Below are 22,513 nucleotides of genomic sequence, written 5' to 3'. Positions count from 1 at the left end.
GTTATAATAAACGTAACAAAAAAGGCATCACGCCTGCCAGCGTGATACCTTAATGCAGAGACGCTAAAAGAGCGGTGGTTAGTAATGTTTAGCAAATGAGCCGTGATTACCATTCCAAAAGTATCACACGGCTTTTTTGCTTACGACTTTTTCCATAAATCATGGAAAGTATCAATGGTCTGCTTGATTGATTTTAGTAATTCTGTAAAAGAATCTACCGTATCTTTAGCTTCTTTAAAAAAGCAACGAACTAATCTAAGAAGAATTATCAAAAGACCAAGGATATTTATGACAAGCCAAATGAGGCTTATCATGTAAGCTGTACCTCTTTTCAGTTAGATTCTGGATTATGAAAGTTCACACCATAAGAATCATCTCCTGGATTAGAAAGTACCACCGCTGATTTAACTTTTCTGCGTTAATAATTATATCGAAATTTATCATGAAAGAGAAGTTAGGGTTCAAACCAAATGGAAATAAAAGCCGTCAATAATTTGTCACCATTTAAAGAATTGACACCGGAACAAAATAAATTAGTAGATCAAGTAATTACTTTTTCTAAGCAGCACTTAAAACAAGATTTTCCGGCAGTTTTTACGATATATGGGGATGCAGGAACAGGGAAAAGTGTTGTATTATCTCACTTGTTTAATCAGATTCAAACAGCTACTCGAAAAAATAAAGAATCAATATTGTATGGTTCGGAAAATTACTTTGTTGTTAATCACCCTGAAATTTTGAAAATTTATAAGGAGATTGCAGGACAACTTCCAAACTTATATAAGAAAGATTTTACTAGACCTACTTCTTTGATTAATACTTTAGATAAAAAGTGTTCAAAAGTTGATATTGTTCTAATTGATGAAGCACATTTGCTTTTATCAAAATCAGATCCATATAATAATTTTACTTACCAAAATCAGCTAGTCGAAATAATTAAAAGAGCTAAAGTGGTAATTCTTGTTTTTGATACTCATCAAGTTATGAGAACTAAGACTTTTTGGACAAAAGAAAAATTAGAAAGTATTACACATGATTTTTCATATCAAGATTATTATTTAACGCATCAATTCCGAATGAATGCAAGCGATGAATTGATTAATTGGTTTAATGATTTTACTGATAAATTAGAAATAATGCCGCTGCCTAAAAATGCTAAACAAAATTATGATTTTAGAATTTTTGATGATGCTGAAAAGATGCGACAAGAAATTGTTAAGCGCAATTCTGAAGTAGGATTATCAAGAATTTTATCAGCAACAGGTTATCCGTCTACTTTAGATGGTAAAAAGCATTATATTCAAGAAGGTAGTTTTAAAATGCCTTGGGATCAATATAATTATACAGTTAAACCATGGGCCGAAATTCCGCAGACTATTAATGAAGTGGGTTCGTTTTATACTTGTCAGGGTTTTGATTTAAATTATACGGGGATAATAATTAGTCCACCTATTAGTCAGATTCCTGGAACTAATAATTTGCATATTGATATTAATAAATTCACTGATACAGAAGCATTTAAAAGAAGAAAAGATTTATCAGAAAAGGAATTGAACGAGATTAAGAAACAGCTTTTCATGAATCAATTGAATGTTTTATTCAAGCGTGGAGTATATGGAACTTATATTTATGCTCATGATCCTCTTTTAAGAAAAACATTGTATGAAATGTATTCTAAATTAAAATAATTAAAAACCGTTCTAGAAAATGTTTTTAAGCTTCTAGAACGGTTTTTTTTTAACCCCAATTTAATTCATCATATTTTTCTTGAATGAATTCTCTAAATAATGGTAAAGTAAATCCTAATTTTCCACGAATTATTGGTTTAATAATGTCATATTTAATTAATAAAGTCTGAAGTTAATGGTTATGTTGATGCACTTAAGCCAATTTCAGATACAAATGATTAATAAATATTAAGCAAGAACTTAGTTTCTTGCTTTTTTGATTAAACCAATTTGCGTACATATGGGTATAAAGGTACCAGCCAGGAAGAAATTTTTATTTATTCATCTTTACTTTTACTTGCATCCCAAACCTTTTTAGCAGCTGGGACTTTTCCTAAAGTGGTAATCTCATCCTTATCCATAATAACTAAGTTGTTATTACCATTTGCTAATTGGTTAAAACTATCCAAACTTTGATTTCTAAAGTATCCTTCGCCAGCTTTACCTAAGCTTTCTTGTAATTTATCAATACGATAGGCTTCCGCATCAGCTTGAGTTTTAACAGCTTCTGCATTTGCTTTGGCAGTTGCAACCAAAGCATCGTTCTTAGCCTTAGTAGTTAGTTCGATGTTGCGAGCTTCACCCTCAGCTTTAGCAATTGCGGCGGTTTTTTCACGATCAGCTGTCAATTGTTTATCCATTGCTTTTTGAATTTCAGGGCTTGGCAACAATTCATCGACATTAACACGCACTACGCGAATTCCATAAACATCAGTTAAGTCGCCAATTGCTTCAGAAAGCTGAGCATTGATTTCACTAGTTGAGCCCAAAGCTTCGTTTAATTCCATTCGTCCAATAATGTCGCGTAAGTGACCACGAATCAGCTGAACCATACTTTCTACTGAATCAGTATTATTGTAGAAGTATTTGTAAGCATCAGTTACAAGATAGTTCAATGTAAGGCTAGTGGTAATCTCGGCATTATCTTTAGTGATGATACGATATTTAGATATTTCTAGTGGTTGTAAGGCGAGGCTTACTTTGCGAATTCTTTGAAAAATCGGCCAAATGAAGATTAAACCCGCTTTTACTGTTTTGGAATATTTGCCCAGTGTTTCAACTAAGCCAACATAATTTTGAGGTACAATTCGTAACCCTGCAAAAAAGTAAAGGATAACTAAAATTGTAATAATTAGTGGAATAAGCATTTTGTTATTTTCCTTTCCGGCTAACATTATTTTTCATAATTATGACAGATTTTTTTATAAATGCAATTAATTTTTATAAAAAAAATCTGGCAATTAATTGCCAGACTTCTATAATTATGCAACATCCGCATTAAAACTGCGACTTGCATTTTTAATTAGTTTACTAAATTCTACTTGTATAATTGACATCAGAGCCAAACCAATTGCCACTATCCATTGATTACTACTTAAATCAGTTAAATGGAAGGTAGTTTGCATACTTGGCAGTAATAAAATTGTTGAAATAAAAATAGCAGAGATAATGAATGAAACAAGAATCCAATAATTCATCTTAGTTGATCTTTGCCAAATCAATTCGGTAGTAGAATGTTGATTGAATGCACGTAACATTTGTGAAAAAGCTAATACACAAAAAGCCATTGTCTGACCAGCTATATTGCTAGTTTGAGCACCAATTCCATAAGCAATTAAAGTCATCATTGCTACAAAGAGTCCCTGAGTAATTACACGAATTACTAAGCCTTTTTCAAATAATGTACCAATTTTTACAGGAGCATGTGTCATAATATTTTTGCTTGCAGGATCAACTCCTAAGGCCAAGGCTGGTAATGTTGCTGTAGCTAAGTTGACCCAAAGGATATGAAGAGCGAGCAAGGGTGCATCCCAATTGAAAATTGTCGCAATTATCAAAGTCGTAATTTCTGCAATATTTCCAACTAATAAAAATTGAATAACCTTTTGAATATTACGATATACTCGACGACCTTCTTGAACTGCATCTACAATAGTAGTGAAACTATCATCTAACAATACCATATCGGCCACATCTTTAGCTACATCTGTTCCTGTAACTCCCATTGCTACTCCAATATCAGCTGCTTTTAAGGCAGGGGAGTCATTAACACCATCTCCAGTCATAGCAACAATTTCGCCATTCCTTTGCAAACTCTTAATAATACGCAATTTGTCTGCTGGGGAAACTCTAGCAAAAACTGTAGTTGCCTTAACCATATTATCTAATTCAGGATCACTCATTTTATTTAGCTGACTACCAGTAATAACATGGTCTCCATCTTGAAAAATCCCTAATTCTCTAGCTATAGCAACAGCAGTTGTTTGATGATCACCAGTAATCATAATTGTAGCAATTTTTGCAGTATGACATTTTTGAATAGCGCTTGCTACTTCAACACGGGGTGGGTCAATCATTCCGACTAATCCCATAAAAACTAGATTAGTTTCAATATCCGAGTTTTCGGCAGGAATATTAGTGAAATTTCTTTTAGCAAATCCTAATACACGTAAGGCATTAGTCGACATTTTATGAGCTGTTTTTAAAATTTGTTCTTTTTGAAAATCATTAATTGGTCGGATGCCATATTCAGTTAAAACATATTTACATCTTGGCAATATTTCATCAATGGCGCCCTTTGTATATGCAACATAACCATCATTTTGCGGATGTAAAGTTGTCATGCGTTTTCTTTCTGAATCAAAAGGTTGTTCAAAAAGTCGCGGATAATTTTCTTTAACTCTTTTCTGAATTAAGTTATGTTTTTGAGCTAAAGTAATAAGAGCACCTTCAGTTGGATCACCGATGACTTTATTATTCTTATCTAAACTAGCATCATTACATAAAATACCAGCAAGCATTAACTCATGATATTTATTAGAAAGTTTTTTAGCTTTTACAGTTTTAGTTTGACTAATATCACCTATTAGGGCTGCTTCAACGACAGTCATTTTATTTAATGTTAAGGTGCCGGTTTTGTCAGAGCAAATTACGGTTGTATTTCCTAGAGTTTCAACTGCTGGGAGTTTTTTCAGTAAGGCGTTCTTTTTAGCCATTCGTTTAACTCCAAGAGCCATTACGATTGTCGCAGTAGCTGGTAATCCTTCTGGAATAATAGAAATCGCTAATGATACAGCCACTAAAAATTGTGGTCCTAAAGGTTTTCCATATAATGCGCCCAGTAAAAAAATAAAAGCACAGATAATCAAACCAATGATAGTTAATGTTTTTCCGGCGGATGCAAGTTTACGTTTAAGTGGAGTTTCAATATCACTTTCACTATCAAGCATTCCAGCAATGGCACCCATTTCGGTATTCATTCCACTAGCTGTAACTACACCAATTCCGCGACCATAAGTAACAATAGAAGAAGTATAAACCATATTAGTTCTGTCACCTAAAGGACAATTTTTAGTTAAAATTGCTTGTGAATCTTTCTTAATTGGTAGAGATTCACCTGTCAAAGATGCTTCCTGAACTTGCAAGTTAGCCGCTTCAATTAATCTTAAGTCAGCAGGAACTATATCCCCATTAGTTAATAAAACAATGTCACCAATTACTAAATCTTGAGCAGGAATTTTTTGTTCTTGTCCATTTCGCATAACTAATGCAGTTGGTGCACTCATCTGTTTTAAGGCAGCTAATGATGACTGGGCCTTTTTCTCTTGAATAATGCCAATTATTGCATTGAAAATAATTATTAATGCAATAACGATTGCTTCTGTCCATTCATTGAGAAAAGCTGAAAAAATGCTAGCTCCAAGCAAAATTAAAATCATAGGATCAAATATTTGGTCCTTTAGCATTTGCCAAATAGTTTTTGGAGGAGCAGAGGCTAAGCTATTAGAGCCATATTTTTTAAGTCGGTTTTGACTTTCTTGAGTCGATAACCCTCTTTTAGTAGTCTTTAATCTTTGTAAAATTTCAGTACTGCTTGCCATATAGGCCGGAGGGCGTTTATTGTTTTCCATAGGTGAAATATCACTCCTTAGTTCTGTTTATTTTTTGTTATAAATAATATAACTTAATTAGTGACACGGTGTCAATAAATGGCAAATCAATTTAAAAAATCTTAAGCAAAAAACATGACTTTTCAATGAGAAAGGAATATAGTCAACTTAACAAATTATAATTAACTGACTTTAAAGAGGAATAATTATGAAAAAAGTAAAAAATATTATCATCGGTTTTGGTAAGGGTGGAAAAACCCTAGCTAAATTCTTGGCTCAAAAGGGTGAAGAAGTATTAGTTATTGAAAAGTCGAATAAGATGTATGGCGGAACCTGCATTAATATTGCATGTTTGCCATCAAAGCGTATGATTATTGAAGCTGCAAATGGCATTGATTTTGTTGATGCTGTAAAGGGCAAAAATGAAATGACTTCATTTTTACGTGATAAAAATTATCATATGCTTGCTGATGAAAAAACAGTTACTGTACTTGATGGTGTAGCAAAGTTTACTGGCAATCATACAATTGAAGTTACTTTGCCAAGTGGAGATAGTCAAGAATATCAGGGTGAGCGAATTTTTATCAATACTGGTTCAACACCGATAATGTTACCAATTCTAGGGCTTAAGGAAAGTAAGTTTTTGCTTGATTCTACTGCGGCTATGGAGCAAAAATCTTTGCCAAAAGAACTAGTCATTATTGGTGCAGGTTATATTGGACTTGAGTTTGCATCAATGTTTGCAAAATATGGTTCAAAAGTTACAGTTTTAGATCGTAATCATGACTTTATTAAGCGTGAAGATGATGATATTGCTCAAATGGTCAAAAAGGACATGGAAGACTTAGGAGTTAAGTTTGAATTAGGGGTTAATATCGAAAAAGTAGTTGACCATGAAGATTTTGCTGAAGTTATTTATAACAAAGATGGCAACGAATTAGTTGCAAAAGGTCAACGGATTTTAGCAGCCACTGGAAGAAAACCAAACATAGAAAGTTTAGGCTTGTCAAATACTGATATTGAATTAACGGATCGTGGAGCTATCAAGGTTGATAAATATCTTAAAACCAACGTTCCTAATGTTTGGGCAATTGGAGATGTGAAAGGCGGCTTACAGTTTACCTATATTTCTCTTGATGACTTTAGAATTATTAAGAGTCAGTTATTTGGTAATGGCCAATATACTTTAGAAAGTCGTAATATTGTACCATATAGCGTATTTCTTGACCCAGCACTCTCACAAGTAGGGTTGAATGAAAAGCAGGCAAAAACTAAAGGGATTGAATATAAACTATTTAAATTGCCTGTTGCAGCGATTCCTAAAGCTCGGGTAGCTAAAGATACGCGAGGACTATTTAAGGCATTAGTAAATCCAGAAAATGACCAAATTTTAGGTGCAACTCTTTATGGTATTGAATCATATGAATTAATTAATATGATTTCTTTAGCAATGAAAGCTAAATTGCCATATACAATTTTACGTGATCAAATTTATACTCATCCAACAATGAGTGAAAGTTTTAATGACTTATTTAAGTAATATATTAAAAAAGCGTTTTCGTTATGAAGACGCTTTTTTGTATAATAAACCTAGAAAGAAGGTTTTAAAATGAGGACAGGAGATCAATTTACTGATTGGGCTAGCGAACTTCAAAGCTTAGCTCAAGCTGGACTTCACTATGGGCATGATGTTTTTGATAAAGAAAGATATAAACGAGTTCGTGAAATTGCAATTGAGATGATGATTGCGAAGACTGGCTTGCCAAAAGAGCAGGTGAAGACTTTATTTGCAGGGGATGAAGGTTATCAAACACCAAAAATTGATACTCGGGCAGCGATTTTTAAAGATAATAAAATTTTAATGGTTAGAGAAAAGAAAACCCAGGAATGGTCTCTACCAGGAGGATGGAATGATTATGATCTCTCTCCAGCAGAAAATGTTGTTAAAGAAGCCCGCGAAGAATCTGGCAGAATCGTTAAACCAATAAGATTAATAGCTGTGCAAGATCGTAATAAGCATAATAAACCAATGTTAGCAACTAATATAATGAAATGCTTTTTCTTATGTAAGGAAATTGATGGAAAATTTGAGTCTAATGATGAAACAGATGCGTGTGATTATTTTGCAATAAATAATTTGCCAAAATTATCGCAAGGAAGAAATACTAAAGAGCAAATTAGTATGTGCTTTGAAGCTCTTAATGATTCCAATTGGAAAACTAAATTTGAATAAAGTAAAATTTTTGTGTTATTTATAGTTATTATAAGCAAATATATATTTATGGATTATTTTAAAAAATATGCTTGCTTTTACATTGAAAACGGTTTAATATAATAACAGGAAGAGGGGTCTCCTTTCTTCCTCTTCTTACAAACTCCAAGCACTTTCCTGTTTTATTTCTATCTCTACAGGAACAGTAGCATCATTTTATAACTCCAGAAAAAAACGCTGACTTTTCTAGTCGGCGTTTTTTGTGTGTTTTCCCCTTGTATCAAGGGATTGGGCGGTTTTTATTTTTGGAATTTAGTCCAATGCTTTCCGTTAATTTTTGTGTTTTTCCAAAATTTTTGTCCCCAAATTGTCCCCGATGAAGCAACTCAAAAGAGATATAATTTCTTAGTAGAAAATTATGACAAACGTGGTTTTCCTAAATCGTTTAAAGAATTTAAGAAAGTAATGTATAATAATGGTACAGAAAATAAAACGCTGAAAGCTTATATCAAAGCTAGAGAAAAAGGCACAGGTGAATCAGTTGTATCTTTTTACGATTATGTTGATGCTATGAAGCAACTTGATAAGGAAGTAATTGGTATAAATACAGTAGATAATCAAGATATTATTAGTTATTCAAATCACTTAATAGATAGAATTTTTGGCGTTAGAGAAGACCCTGATGGTCATAAACGTATAGGTGTTTCAATTGATGAAATCAAAGAAATGCTAAAACAGGGTAAAACCAAGTATTTAAAAATTTCAACAAAATATATAATTAATGAAGGCTATGTTGTCTTAAATAAGCAGGGTAATCTTGTTACTGTAGTACCTAGAAAGGAAACAAAAAGATGAGAAGTCTAGTTTTTTCTAACAAAGATTTTCAATTTATTGAAGAAAAATATAGTGATCTTTATAATATTTTGCTTCCTAAAATTTTGCATGAGAATGGAAAATTATTTTATCCAATGTATTCAAATCAAGATTACGATTATGTCTTTGATATTTTTGGAGATTATATTGGAGATTCTTTAGATTCAAAGGGGGAATTATCGTCTGATGGCTTGAAGCTAGAAAGAATATGGGATTATGCTGATGGAGCTGAAGAATGGCACTAGTAAACTAAGCTAGTGCTATTTTTATAAAAATAAGGAATCGAAGACCTTGAAGAAAATTCAAAAATGAACAAGGTAAATGAAATTATTAGTAAAGCACCTGATTGGATTGAATTATTAGCTCAATTTATGCACTAACAATCCAATCTTGACCCAAGTAAGTCGTAAAACTGCTTATTTTTTATACCCTTATTTGAAAGGCGAACTCGTAAGAACGTGTGAAAGGAATTGTAATAATAAAACGAAATCAATTAAAAGAGTTAGGTCTGACAAATGAACAGATTAATCAAAAAAATAATATGAACTCAGCCTTAATAAAAAATCTGAAGTTCATATTATTAATTTCTGATATAACTTTTTTGTGCCTATTGCACAAAAGTTGCACAACAAGTAAAATTTTACCTTTTAAAATTCATTAAACTGCTTGATTTACTTGCTACCAGGGCGCTTTTTCTTTTCAACTTTTTTACCCATAGTCATGTTGTCGTTATAGCCCCATACCCATACGGCGATGAAAGCTACAATAATTGATACTGCACTTGAAATAAGGAATGCGTAAAAACTATTTAATTGAGTCGGATGTTGTGGATTGAAGAAACTTGAGAATCCAATAAGACCACCAGTAAACCCATACATAGTTCCATGCATGAGCCCTGTTACAAGGCCACCAAAGGCGGAACCGATACAACCTGATGCAAATACTTTCTTAAATCTTAAGTTAATACCGTAAATAGCTGGTTCAGTAACTCCGCAAAAAGCACTAATTGCAGCTGCAATACCTAATTCTTTCATGTCAGCTTTCTTTGATTTGATAGCTACTGCCAAAACTGCCGCACCTTGGGCTACCATGGTTGAACAAACAATTGCGTTTAATGCACTTTGACCACTACCAGCAATTTGTTGAGCAATAAGTGGTACCACACCCCAGTGAAGACCAAAGATAACAAGAAGTTGGTAGAATGCACCAATAACAAGACCGCCAACCCAGCCAGATGAAGATACAAGCCAGTTAATAAAGACAGCAATTCCGTTAGCTGCACCTTGAATTACTGGACCTGTAATGACTAAAGTAATTGCAGAAACCGCTAAAATTGTAATAAGTGGTGTAAAAATCATTTGTAAATATGCTGGCAATACCTTTTTAAGCCATTGTTCACATTTTGCTGCAAGCCATGCTGCTAAAATCATAGGGAAAATAGAATAGCTATAGTTTAAAAATTGGAAATTCCAACTTCCAATACTGAACATATTCTTAGTAGCTTGTCCCCATGTGATAATTTGCGGATAAGTAAGGAACCCACCAATAACTGCTGCAATCATCGGATCACTATTGAGGCGTTTAGCAGCACTGAACCCTACTAAAACAGGCAGGAAGAAGAAGGCTGCATCAGCCATAGCGCTAACTGTAATATAAATTGGACTTTTAATATTTAATAAAGCACCAAGTTGTGGCAATGTTAATAAAGCTAATAGTCCTTTAATAATACCAGAAGCAGCAATTACTCCAATTACAGGACTCATAGAACCAGTAATGAAACCAATTAAATTACCAAAAGCTTTTGAAATAGGATTTCGATTATCATTTTCTGGTGCTGGAGCCGAATCTGGATCTAAATTTGGCAATTGTTTCATTACTGCATCAAAGACGTTAGTTACTTCATTACCAATTACAACTTGATATTGACCACCTGCATGCATTACATCTAAAATTCCACGTTGATTCTTTAAAGCTTCATCATTAGCCTTAGCTTCATCTTTTAAATAGAAGCGCAATCTAGTAATACAGTGAATTAAGTTGTTAATATTATCTTTACCGCCAACATTTTTAATAATAAAAGTTGCAAGTTCATCATAAGACAACTTTTTATCAGAAGTATCTTCTGTATCTTCACCCTTAAGATATGCATGAGCTACCACTTCACGAGCTTTAGTTACTCCTTCAGTTAAGTCAATTCCTGAAATTTTATCAAAAGAGTTAGTAATCAAAGTCATGATAGTTGTATCTAAGCCTTTATTTTTAATAAAGTCAATATCCATATTAGCAATATCTTGACCAGGTTTAATTGTTTGTCCGTTTTCTACTAAAACGCTGAATGGTTCACCTTTAAGACTAACTGTGTCAACACCCATATGAACTAAAACTTCAAGCCCATCTTCTGTGGTTATTCCAATTGCATGTTTAGTGTCTGCAATCATGGAAACTGTTCCACCAACTGGAGCTACCACTCTATTATTACTTGGTGTTAAGCCAAATCCTTCTCCCATAGCGCCTTTACTAAAAATAGGATCGCTAGTATTTTCTAAAGCAACTACAATCCCATCAGCTGGAGCAAGTAGTGCTACTTCTTTACTCTGCATATTTATTCCCTCTCTTCGTTAAGCGTTTTCATATAATTCATTTATTATAATAAACATGTCTAGACATGTTGTCAACAATTATTTTAAAAACGTTTACAATGCTGAATAAATAATAAAAATATTTTTCTTTACATATCCATACATGATGGATATAATAAATCTGAAATCAAGTTAGAAAGGAATAATTATGACTCAATCAAAATCTGATCTTATTGCACAAGATATTGCTTCTAAGATTCGCTTCAAGCAGTATTCTCCTGGTGAATATTTACCTAGTGAAAGTCAGCTGACTACTTTATATGGTTCATCTAGAGAAACCGTTAGGAAAGCATTAGAGCAGTTAACTTCTTTAGGTATGATTCAAAAAATAAAAGGAAAAGGCTCAATAGTTTTAGATTTGGAAAAATATTCTTTTCCTTTATCAGGAATTACGAGTTTTTCTGAACTTAATAAATCTTTAGCCATGAATGCGAAAACGCAAGTTCTTAAATTAGAAAAAATGAAAGATTTGCCAGTTTTATTTAAAAAGAAGTTTCCGACTCAAGAAAAGCAGTCTGGAATTTATGTAGAACGTTTGCGCCTGATTGATAATCAACCCCAAGTTTTGGATTGCGATTATTTATTTACGCCTCCAATTGAGAAGTTGCCAAAAGAAGCTGCAGAAAGTTCTATTTATGAATATTTAGAAAATAAATTAGGATTGGAGATTTCTTACGCAACTAAGGAAATCACTGTTGAAAAAGTTAATGCAGAATTGCAAGATAAGTTGAAGATTCCTGATGATGTTGCAGTGTTAGTGGCTAGTCATAATTTCTTAAATGATACAACATTGTTCCAATTAACTTTATCATTTCATAATCCAGCTAAATTTAAGTTTGTGGATTTTGCTAGAAGACAGAAAATTCAATTATAAGGAGAAAGAAAATGAATGATTTAGGCAAAAAAGTAATTTATCAAATTTACCCCAAGTCATTTTATGATTCAAATGGTGATGGAGTGGGAGATATTCCAGGAATCATTGAAAAAATAGACTACATCAAGAAGTTAAATGTTGATATGATATGGTTTAATCCGTTTTTTGTATCGCCACAAAAGGATAATGGATATGATATAGCTAATTACTATGAAATTGATCCGCGTTTTGGAACAATGGCTGATTTTGAATTATTAGTTAAAAAATTAAAAGAAATCAATGTTGGTGTGATGTTAGATATGGTGTTTAATCATTGTTCTACTGACAATATTTGGTTTAAAAAAGCATTAGCTGGCGATGAAAAATACCGTAAGTTTTTCTATTTAAGAAAGGCTAAACCAGATGGTAGTTTGCCAACTAATTGGCAAAGCAAGTTTGGTGGATCAGCATGGGCTAAGTTTGGTGATACAGATTATTATTACTTGCATTTGTATGATCCTAGTCAAGCTGACCTTGATTGGCATAATCCAGAAGTACGAAAAGAAGTCTTTAAAGTAGTCAATTTTTGGCGTAAAAAAGGAGTTAAAGGTTTTAGATTTGATGTTATTAACGTCACTGGTAAAGATGAGAAACTTATTGATTCAACTGACCCAGTGCAAGAAAAGAGCCTTTATACTGATACTCCAATTGTGCATCAATATTTAAAAGAAATGAATCAAGCAACTTTTGGTCAAGATCCTGATAGCGTGACAGTTGGTGAAATGTCTTCAACTACCATTCCTAACTCAATTGAGTATTCTAATCCGAAAGAACATGAATTATCTATGGTCTTTACTTTCCATCACTTAAAAGTTGATTATAAAGATGGAGAAAAATGGTCAAAAATGCCATTTGATTTTATGAAACTTAAAGAGTTATTTACTGAATGGCAAGAAAAGATGGATAAAGGTGGCGGCTGGAATGCATTATTTTGGAATAATCATGATCAGCCTTGGGCGCTAAATCGTTTTGGAAATACTGAGCAGTATCGTGAAAAATCGGCAGAAATGCTTGCAACTGCTACTCATTTAATGCGTGGTACTCCTTATATTTATATGGGTGAAGAAATTGGAATGATTGATCCTAATTATTCTTCAATTCATGACTATGTTGATATTGAAAGTAAAAATGCTTTTGAAGAATTAACTCATAAAGGGATGAGTGAGCAAGCAGCTTTTGAAATAATTAAAACTAAATCTCGTGATAATTCTAGAGTTCCAATGCATTGGAATAATAAATCAAATGCAGGCTTCAGCAGTGTAAAACCATGGCTTAAACCAACTGATGAAGAAAGAATCAATGTTGAAAAAGAATTAACAAGTGGAGAAATTTTTAATTATTATCAAAAGTTGATCAAGCTTCGTAAAAGTGAAAAACTGATTTCTGATGGACATATTAAGATGTTTTTGAAAGAAGATAAGCAAATATTTGCTTATGAAAGATATTTAGAAGATTCTAGTGAAAAAATATTAGTATTTACTAATTTTTATGGGGAAAATGCTACGGCAGAATTACCTGAGAATTATAGAAATAAGAGTTGTGAAACAATTTTAAGCAATTATGATCTTAAATTAAAATCATTATCAAACCAAATTTATCTTCGCCCATATGAAACTATAGTAATAAAAATAAAATAAAAAACAAAAAAAGTAGCATGATATAAATTAATATGAATTGAAAATTCATACTAAATGGCTTTATAATCATGCTACTTTTTTTATTTATAAGTTTAAAAAATGTAAATATAGTATACGATTTCTTACACAAGTATTGGTAATATGAGTGCTTTTGCTAATAGTTTGCGAATGAAAGTGGTACCATAAAAGTGTCGAACAAGATAATTATTGCTCCAAGGAATATAATAATAGGAGGGTGAAACATGGTTTCAAAAAATAATTATGCTAAAAGAATGGAAGAAACTTCTGATCGCCAATCACATTTTGGTATTCGTAAATTGACAATTGGAGCTGTTTCTGTTCTTTTAGGTACAACTTTATGGATGAGCACAAGTGCCAATGTTACCCATGCTGATACAAAGGATGAAAGTGATAAAGCTGTTGATGAAAATCACAGTCAAAAATTAGATTCAACTGTCCCTAAAAAGGCTGTTGTGGAAGTAAATAAAGAAGCAACTAATAACCAAACAAATAAGACTGAAGCTAATAATAAGACTGCTCAAAACATAACAACTCAAAGTAAACAAGATAATTCTAAACAAAATACTACTCAAAATCAAGTCAATCAAAAAGTAAGCAAAATATTCAAACTGCTCAAACTGCATCTAATACTGATTCTGCTACAAAAGTAGAAAATAATAAGACTACTCAAACTACTAAGTCTGCTTCTACTCAAAATACGCAAAAAACAAATACTGCTTTGCAAATTCAAAAGCAAAAAGCTGCTAAAGCAGAACAAAGTACTAATAATCAAACTAATTTGAATCAAACTTCTGATAACAAATTAGCTAAAAGTGCTGCTGTTGATGCTTTAAAAACTGCTAATAAACAACAAGTGGCAAATACTGATAAGACTCAATCAGCTAAAACTGATGCCAAATCTGAAACCGATATTTCTAAAACTGGTTTAAGCGGTGTAACAGAAAAAAATGACCTTACACCCGAGGAACTAACTAAGATTGAGGCTACTATTGCTAAAATTGATCAAGCAAATAAACAAACTGACTTATCTAAATATAGTGCTGCACAATTAAAGAAGCTGCTCAATGCATCATTTGTTGATAACAATTCAAGTAATACTAATAGTGCAAGCGATACGCCGGTAGATTTGGATACTTTTACACCGGATTTTACTTATACACAAGATTCAACTTATATATATAATGGACAACTAGTGTATGAAAAAACTCGTGATGCTCGTACAAATTCTAACTTTATATATACTACAGATATTGATGATCCTGGAAAGACACTATATTTTTATAGAAATGGTAAATTCGTAACTAAGTTAACTGAAGCTGATGCACATACACATAGGTATTACGCTATTTCTAGAGGAAATGTTTATCCTCATAGTGCTTTTGAAGGCGGACAATTTGATGAAACAAAAGCTTCAAAAACTGTTGATGGGTATGTCTATAATAGATATAGATTTACAGATAAAGTAAATAATAAAACTTATTATTCAGGTGAAGTAATTACAAACGGTCAAGTTGGTAAATTTGATACTTTTTTTGTTGATGGAGAAAATATTCCTATACCACTTCAGGCTGATAATAAACCAGGTGTAGCTGCCATAATTAAAACCATGACAAATCAAACAGTTACATATGTCAATGCTGATACTGGTGAAATTATGAAGCAATTTACTTCAAAGGATATTTATTCGAATTCTAAGTATGATTTAACCAATGCAGCACCAAATAAAGTCACTTTCGATGGTAAAACTTATGAGCGAGTAATTCCTAAAGATGTTAAAGCTACTGGTAAAGATTTATATAACCAGACATATACTTCATCTAACATCTCTGATGCGGCAATAAATAAAGTCATTATGACTAATAACGGTATAGAAATTAAAGCTGGAGATGTTTGGGATGAACCATTAACAGGTGTTGTTGCTAATGACCGTAAAGGTGATTTGACTTTCGCAGAAAATTCATATCAATTTCCACTAGTTTATATTTCTCAGCAAACTGATAATAAGGGTACTGTAGATATGAACTCTTATGTTTTATTAAGTGCTGATTCTTATACGGAAGATGGAGCTATTATACAAAGACCAATTTTAATGAAGGGAGGAACTGTACCCGGAGCAGCACCAAATATGGATGGTCTGAGCGGATTGGATTTGCCACCAAAAACATTCTTTGGTGGTGGATACGGAGTAGATAATGAACATCATACTGCAAGTGCTGTCGGAATCAATACATCTAAGAATGGGTATCGAGATTTTGTATTCTTCTATCGTACTAAGTCTACTCCTCCAACTCCAACTGATACTTATCATGCAGAAACTGAATCAAAAGTTATTCACCGTACTATTAACTATTATGATAAAGTTACTGGTCAACCAATTCCAGCTGATGTAATAAAGAAAGCCGGATCTAATGTTACTAATCCAACCTTAGGTGATGTAACTTTTACAAGAAGTAAAGTATATGATCAAGATAATAAGTTTGTAGGATATGGTACCGTTGTAGATGGAAAGTATGTTCCAACAACTACAACCTATGCTGATGGCTGGACTACACAATCTAATACTTTAAATGAAGTTATTTCACCAAACTTAACTTCTCAATACTACACTGCTCCAACTGGTGGTCTTAACGCTACTGCTTCAAGTACTGAAAATGGTTCTGAAGTCCCAGCATGGTCAGTTCAACCAACTGATAGCGACCGTGTTTACAATATTTATTATGGTCACCAAACTGAACCAATTAATAATACTGAAACTGTTAAGCGTATTTTCCACTATATCTTTACTGACTCAGATGTAGAAGGAAAGCCTGGCAATGGCAGTGATAAGACTTATTCTAAAGCTCCTCAAACTGTTACTTTTAAAGAAACTGGAACTAAGGATTTATTAACTGGACAAGAAAATGTAACTTGGACACCAGAAAGTGGTACTTTGGCTCAATTTATTCCTCAAGAAATTCCTGGTTATAAGCTTAAGTATGTTTATAACGATGGTGAATCATCCCCAGTTAAAGATGGGGCAGTCGAAATCACTGTAACACCAAATTCTCAAAATCACTCTGCAACCTTTATCTATGATCCAGATCCAACTATTCAAAAAGCACGTGTAACTATTGTAGATATGGATGAGCATAATAAAGAGCTTACTCACTTCACTAACTATAATGGAGAAGCTGGTGAGCCAATTAAATTTACTGTAAACAATTCTACTATTGATGGTTCACAACAAGCCCTTACTTCATACTTAAATTCTGGATATGTATTTGTAAAAGCGGTTGAAGGCAATGTAATTCAAGATGCAACAAGCGCAGATCAAATTACAGGGACAAGTATTTCAAGTGGTAGTGGTAAGGATGTCACAGTTTCTTACGGAGACTTCTGGGATAAGCCAGAAATTCAGTACTTCACTATTTATTTGAAGCATGGCACAAGTAAACATGTTGAAAAAGGTACTACCACCTCAACAGTTCACTACTTAGTTGAAGGAAATGCTGAAAACAAGCCAAAGGCACCCGAAGATAATGTTCAAACTGTCGATTGGACCAAGACAGATACAACTGACTTAGTAACTGGTGAAACTACTTATGGAGATTGGACAACTGACACTAAACAATATAAGGATGTTCCAACACCTGCTATTCCAGATTACACTCCATCACTTGACAATGTTCCTGGTGAAAAGACTGAATATGGTAAAAACCCATACACTATTGTAACTTATACACCAAATACTCCATCTGAAGTAACTGCTCAAAAGGCTACTATTGAGGTAATTGATAAAACTGAAAACAAGGTTTTAGGTACCTTTAATAATGACGATGGTGTTGCAGGGACTCAAATTACTTTCCAAGGATTAGATCCTACAGTTCAAGCTTACATTAATAGTGGATACGTATTTAATAGTGCCTTTAATGTTACAGATGGTGAACCAGGTACTTCTATTCAAGATGGTAAGGATAGTTGGAAGTTGCCAGACTTTGATGATATCAAAGACAATGTTCAAAAGTTTAAGATTTACTTAGTCCACGGTACAAAAGAAGAAAAAATTCCATCTACTGCTCAAGTTCACTATATTATGTCAGATGGTACTAAAGCTCCTGCCGATAGTCCTAAGCAAACCATTACCTTCACTAATACTGTTGATGCTGTAACTGGTGAAGTTAAGAGTTCTGTTCCTGATAAGACTAGTTTTACCCCAGTAAATTCTCCAAAAGTTTCTGGATATACTCCAAGCCAAGAAACAGTAACCTTCTCCGCACCAGTTGCTGGACAAGATCAATTAGTAAATGTTATTTATACTCCAGAATCTCAAGCACTCCAACATGCAAATTTGAAGATTGTTGATAAGACAGAAAACAAAGTTTTGGTTTCTGGTTTGACTGATCAAGGGGATGCAGGAACCCAAATTGTCTTTCCAAGTGAACAAAGTATTGTAGAAACTTTCCTTAATAATGGGTATAAGTTTGATAGTGCAATTGATGACAATGACAATACTTCTATTGGATCAAGTGCTGACAATATTAAGTTCCCAGTATTTGATAATGACGCAAGTAAAAGTCAAAATTTCACTATTTACTTAGTTCATGATACTGCACCAGTAAATCCAGATAATCCAGGTGCTGGTTATACTAAATCTGACCTTCAAAAGACAGTAACTCGGACCATTAATTATGTAGATGAAAATGGCACTAAGATTGCAGATTCAAATAATTCAACAGTAGTCTTTGTAGGGCAAGGAATTAGAGATAAAGTAACTAATAAACTTGTAAATGTAGATAAAGATGGCAATATTATTAATGAAGATGGTAAGTTAACTTGGACTTATACAATTGATGGTGGTTCAGCTAAGGATGGCAATAGTTATAGCTTCCCAGCTACTCAAAAGCGTCCAACCATTGAATATAACAATATTACTTATAACTACAATCATGTTGACAATGCAACGTATGATGGAGGAGACGGTAGTGTTAAAGCATATACTGTTACTGCACCAGATGATGTAAATAACTTGACTATTAATGTAGTTTATAATCCAGTGCAAGAAGGAACTACTTATCACTATAGTAAGAATCCTGAAGAAAAGACAGTAACTCGGACTATTAACTATTATGATAAAGTTACAGGAGAACGAATCCCTGCTAACTTAATTAAGGATAATCCAGTAATTCAAAATGCTACAATTACTCGCCAAATCGTATTAGATAATAAAGGTAATGTTGTTGGCTATGGTAGTATTTCTGAAGATGGGAAGACCTTTACTCCAAATGATAGTTGGACAACTGATGATAAGTCTTGGAGTGAAGTTGTTTCACCAGATTTGACAAAATATGGTTACACAGCTCCTGATATTAAAGATGTTGAGCATGTTACTGTTGATTCATCCACTAAGGATCAAACTATTAATGTTTACTATGGTCATGAAACAATCCCAGTAACACCAAATAATCCACAAAATCCAAATACTCCAATTAACCCAGATGATCCAGATGGCCCTAAGTATCCAGATGGTTTAACTAAACAAGACCTTGAAGAAACTGTTAGTCGTACAATTCATTATGTTGGAGTTAATAGCGATGGTACAACCACTCCAGTTGATGGTGCTCCTGATGGTAAGAGTGACTATGTCCAAACAGTAACCTTTACTAAACATGCAATTGTGGATAAAGTAACCGGTAAGATTTTAGGTTATGACACAAATGACGATGGTAAGGTTGATATTGAAGACTCAAGTCGTGCATGGATTCCATATAGCACTGAATTTAAAGCAGTTGATTCTAAAGCTCCATCCAGTGTTCTTGATAAGGAAGGCAAGCCATTTAACTCAGTCGATATACCAGTTGTTCCTGCAACTAGTGTATTGCCAACGAGCAAGTTTAATGACATTACAGTAACTTATCGTAATACTGGTACTACTCCTACAACAACTTATAAGGGAACTAAAGAAGAAAAAGAAGTAGTTCGTAATATTACTTATATGGATAGTGTAACTAATACTGCTATTCCAGAAAATTTGGCAAAACCACAAACCCAAACTGTAACTCTTACTAGATACAGAATCAATGATAGTAATGGTAACTTTATTGGATATGGAACTGTCTCTGAAAATGGTGAAACCTATACTATTGACCCTAATAATCCAGCTGGTTGGACTACAGGTAGCTGGTCAGAAGTAACCTCACCAGATTTGGAAAATTATGGTTACACAGCTCCTGATATTAAGGTTGTGCCAGAAGTGACTGTAACTGGAACAACTGAAAATAGTAAAGTAGTAGTTTACTATGGTCATCAAACTATTCCAGTTGAACCAAATGATCCGAAGACACCAAACGATCCAATTAATCCGCAAGATCCTGATGGACCAAAATATCCAGATGGCGTTGATAAGAATCAATTGAATAAGACTATTACACGTACCATCAATTACGTTAATACTGAAGGAGATAAGGTTAACGGGGCACCAGATGGTAAAGATACTTATAAGCAAGAAGCAACCTTTACTCGCACTGCAATTGTAGATAAAGTAACAGGAAAGTTACTTGGCTATGATACAAATAATGATGGCAAAGTTGATCTTGGTGTAAATGAAGGGGATCGCGCATGGAGTCCTGTTTCATCTACCTTTGATGCAGTAAAATCAAAAGATCCAAGTGAGATTGGTTATAGTTCAGTAAATATGCCTACAGTGGGTGCAGAAGTTGTAACTCCAGCAGATAGTAATAGTGTGGTAACTGTTGTATATTCAAAGGGTGAAACTCCTCCAACTCCAACTCAAGAAAACCAAGTAGCTCAATTTACGATTATTGATAGAAATGATCCAAAGAACTTAGTTACTTTGAATACCTATGATGCAAATGGTAAAGCAGATACTCCAATTACCTTTAGTGGTTCTGAAGCTTATGTAAACCAGTTGCTTACTATGGGATATAAGTTAGATGGATTTATTTCAGATAATGGTCAAGAAAGTAATCCAACCAATTATAATGAAATCAAATTTGGTAATTATGATAATGATAGTAAGGTTGAACAAAAGTTTATCTTATATGTAGTACATATTACAACAACTGTAACACCAGATAAGCCGGGACATCCAGGTGACCCAGTAAATCCAGATAATCCAGACGGGCCAAAATATCCAGCTGGAACTTCTGAAAGTGATGTAGTAGAAAATGCTACACAAACTATTACTTATCATTATAGTGATAATTCTAAGCCTGATACCACTAAAGTAATGACTAAAGACAAAGCCTTTACTAGAACAATTACTTTTGATAATGTAACAGGTAAAATCATTACTACAACTGATTGGACACCAACAAGCACAACGTTTGAAAAGGTACCAACTCCTGTAGTTCAAGGTTATCATGCAAATAAGAAGGAAGCTGGCGGATTAACTGCAACTCCTCAAGATCCAAATGTAAAAGATGAGGTTATTTACTATCCAAATGGTAAAATTGTTCCAGTAGATCCAGAAGGTAAACATATTCCAGGAACTGATACTCCAACCTTCCCAACTGATCCAAACGATCCAACTAAGGTAGATACCGGAATTGTACCTAACGTTCCTGATACTTGGACTCCAGAAAATCCAAATGAAAAACCTGGTGATTCGATTAATCCAAATCCAGAAGATCCATCTAAGAATGTAGAAGTTCCGTTCAAACCAGTAACTCCAACTCCTACAACAGATGAAGGTTCAATTACTGTTACTGTTTATGATGTAACTGACAATAAAGACTTGCCAGAATATGGAAAATCAAGCGGTAATGAAGAAGTAGGAACTAAGTTTACGTACGATAAGGCAGCTACGATTACTGATCTTGAAAATAAGGGTTATAGAGTAATTAACCCAACTATTACTATTCCGTCTGAAATAGTCAAAGGCAATCAAACTGTAACAATTTATGTAGAACATGAAACTGTTCCAGTAAATCCTACTAATCCAGGCAAACCAGGTGAGCCAATCAATCCAAATGACCCAGATGGACCAAAGTGGCCAGATAATACTGGTAAAGATAGTTTGACCAAGACTATTACTCGTACTATTGATTATGTTGATAATACTGGTAAGACAGTTGCAGCACCAGTTGTACAAACAGTTAAGTTTACTGAAAGTGGTGTCTTAGACAAAGTAACTGGTAAATGGATCACACCTTTGACTTGGGATAAGACTAGCGAAGAAGTTCCACTTCAAGTTTCACCAACTGTAAAGGGTTATCATGTCGTAAGTGTAAGCCAAGATGCGGATGGTAATAATGTTGGAGCAGCTACTATTAAAAATACTGATAGCAGTTATAAGGTAATTGTAACTTATGCACCAAATGGAACGACTATTGAAAATAAGCAAACTATTCCATCAAGTCAAATAGTTAAATTTGTTGATGAAAGTGGAAAAAAATTTATCAACAAAATAAACAGACTTCTACTTTCACTTATAGTGGTGATACAGTTGATGAAACTACAGGAGAAGTCATTTCACAAGGTAAGTGGAATGAACAAACCCATACTTATGATACAGTTGCTGTACCAGTAATTGATGGCTATGTAGCAGTTAGCGGCTATATTAATAATGATGGCAAGTTTGTAGCTGGTGGATTAACTGCAACT

General features: G+C 33.5%; 12 protein-coding genes. 9 read left to right on the top strand and 3 right to left on the bottom strand.

What is annotated here, in order from left to right:
- Window positions 1–470: 470 nt before the first annotated feature.
- Window positions 471–1,688, top strand: coding sequence for a DUF2075 domain-containing protein (locus tag FOD82_RS09635; RefSeq protein WP_144356255.1), 1,218 nt, complete (start codon window positions 471–473; stop codon window positions 1,686–1,688).
- Between the two features lie 317 nt (window positions 1,689–2,005).
- On the opposite strand, the gene FOD82_RS09630 is transcribed toward FOD82_RS09635, so the two are convergent.
- The gene (locus FOD82_RS09630; protein WP_144356254.1) at window positions 2,006–2,875 is read right to left on the bottom strand and encodes an SPFH domain-containing protein; all 870 of its coding nucleotides are present in this window, start codon (window positions 2,873–2,875) and stop codon (window positions 2,006–2,008) included.
- 114 nt (window positions 2,876–2,989) lie between these two features.
- Window positions 2,990–5,638, bottom strand: coding sequence for a cation-translocating P-type ATPase (locus FOD82_RS09625; protein WP_144356253.1), 2,649 nt, complete (start codon window positions 5,636–5,638; stop codon window positions 2,990–2,992).
- A 187-nt stretch (window positions 5,639–5,825) separates the two neighbouring features.
- On the opposite strand from FOD82_RS09625, the gene FOD82_RS09620 reads away from it, so the two are divergent.
- The 4 genes from FOD82_RS09620 (at window position 5,826) to FOD82_RS09605 (ending at window position 8,947) form a co-directional block, all read left to right on the top strand.
- Window positions 5,826–7,157 carry an FAD-containing oxidoreductase gene (locus FOD82_RS09620; protein ID WP_144356252.1) on the top strand — a complete coding sequence of 444 codons (1,332 nt, stop codon included), beginning with the start codon at window positions 5,826–5,828 and terminating at the stop codon, window positions 7,155–7,157.
- A 69-nt stretch (window positions 7,158–7,226) separates the two neighbouring features.
- Window positions 7,227–7,850 (top strand): NUDIX hydrolase, encoded by a 624-nt coding sequence (locus FOD82_RS09615; RefSeq protein ID WP_144356251.1) that lies wholly within the window; start codon window positions 7,227–7,229, stop codon window positions 7,848–7,850.
- A 267-nt stretch (window positions 7,851–8,117) separates the two neighbouring features.
- On the top strand, window positions 8,118–8,684 hold the full coding sequence (locus tag FOD82_RS09610) for a hypothetical protein (RefSeq protein ID WP_144356250.1): 567 nt from the start codon (window positions 8,118–8,120) through the stop codon (window positions 8,682–8,684).
- Window positions 8,681–8,947 carry a hypothetical protein gene (locus FOD82_RS09605; protein WP_144356249.1) on the top strand — a complete coding sequence of 89 codons (267 nt, stop codon included), beginning with the start codon at window positions 8,681–8,683 and terminating at the stop codon, window positions 8,945–8,947. Before FOD82_RS09610 ends, FOD82_RS09605 begins: the two co-directional genes overlap by 4 nt.
- A gap of 426 nt (window positions 8,948–9,373) precedes the next feature.
- Here the strand turns inward: FOD82_RS09605 and FOD82_RS09600 are convergent, their stop codons facing one another.
- Complete coding sequence (locus FOD82_RS09600) at window positions 9,374–11,302, bottom strand: PTS glucose transporter subunit IIABC (protein ID WP_144356248.1); 1,929 nt, start codon at window positions 11,300–11,302, stop codon at window positions 9,374–9,376.
- A gap of 187 nt (window positions 11,303–11,489) precedes the next feature.
- Between FOD82_RS09600 and treR the strand changes: the two genes are divergently transcribed.
- From treR to FOD82_RS09580, 4 genes are all read left to right on the top strand, one after another.
- Window positions 11,490–12,215 (top strand): trehalose operon repressor, encoded by a 726-nt coding sequence (gene treR, locus FOD82_RS09595; RefSeq protein ID WP_144356247.1) that lies wholly within the window; start codon window positions 11,490–11,492, stop codon window positions 12,213–12,215.
- A gap of 11 nt (window positions 12,216–12,226) precedes the next feature.
- Complete coding sequence (gene treC / locus FOD82_RS09590; protein ID WP_144356246.1) at window positions 12,227–13,891, top strand: alpha,alpha-phosphotrehalase; 1,665 nt, start codon at window positions 12,227–12,229, stop codon at window positions 13,889–13,891.
- A gap of 242 nt (window positions 13,892–14,133) precedes the next feature.
- The gene (locus tag FOD82_RS09585; protein ID WP_144356245.1) at window positions 14,134–14,562 is read left to right on the top strand and encodes a YSIRK-type signal peptide-containing protein; all 429 of its coding nucleotides are present in this window, start codon (window positions 14,134–14,136) and stop codon (window positions 14,560–14,562) included.
- Window positions 14,563–14,630: 68 nt separating this feature from the next.
- Window positions 14,631–22,439 carry a hypothetical protein gene (locus FOD82_RS09580; protein WP_144356244.1) on the top strand — a complete coding sequence of 2,603 codons (7,809 nt, stop codon included), beginning with the start codon at window positions 14,631–14,633 and terminating at the stop codon, window positions 22,437–22,439.
- The last annotated feature ends 74 nt before the right edge of the window (window positions 22,440–22,513 follow it).

It is taken from the genome of Lactobacillus sp. LL6, assembly GCF_007570935.1.
Lineage (GTDB): Bacteria > Bacillota > Bacilli > Lactobacillales > Lactobacillaceae > Lactobacillus.
The sequence above is the reverse complement of the archived record's forward strand: the minus strand, read 5'-3'. Positions and strand labels throughout refer to the sequence as shown.

Bases quoted from the DNA above. Each gene is read 5' to 3' on its own strand.
- treR (WP_144356247.1), top strand. From the start codon at position 11,490: ATGACTCAATCAAAATCTGATCTTATTGCACAAGATATTGCTTCTAAG.
- FOD82_RS09600 (WP_144356248.1), bottom strand. From the start codon at position 11,302: ATGCAGAGTAAAGAAGTAGCACTACTTGCTCCAGCTGATGGGATTGTA.
- FOD82_RS09630 (WP_144356254.1), bottom strand. From the start codon at position 2,875: ATGCTTATTCCACTAATTATTACAATTTTAGTTATCCTTTACTTTTTT.
- treC (WP_144356246.1), top strand. From the start codon at position 12,227: ATGAATGATTTAGGCAAAAAAGTAATTTATCAAATTTACCCCAAGTCA.
- FOD82_RS09625 (WP_144356253.1), bottom strand. From the start codon at position 5,638: ATGGAAAACAATAAACGCCCTCCGGCCTATATGGCAAGCAGTACTGAA.
- FOD82_RS09620 (WP_144356252.1), top strand. From the start codon at position 5,826: ATGAAAAAAGTAAAAAATATTATCATCGGTTTTGGTAAGGGTGGAAAA.
- FOD82_RS09585 (WP_144356245.1), top strand. From the start codon at position 14,134: ATGGTTTCAAAAAATAATTATGCTAAAAGAATGGAAGAAACTTCTGAT.
- FOD82_RS09605 (WP_144356249.1), top strand. From the start codon at position 8,681: ATGAGAAGTCTAGTTTTTTCTAACAAAGATTTTCAATTTATTGAAGAA.
- FOD82_RS09635 (WP_144356255.1), top strand. From the start codon at position 471: ATGGAAATAAAAGCCGTCAATAATTTGTCACCATTTAAAGAATTGACA.
- FOD82_RS09615 (WP_144356251.1), top strand. From the start codon at position 7,227: ATGAGGACAGGAGATCAATTTACTGATTGGGCTAGCGAACTTCAAAGC.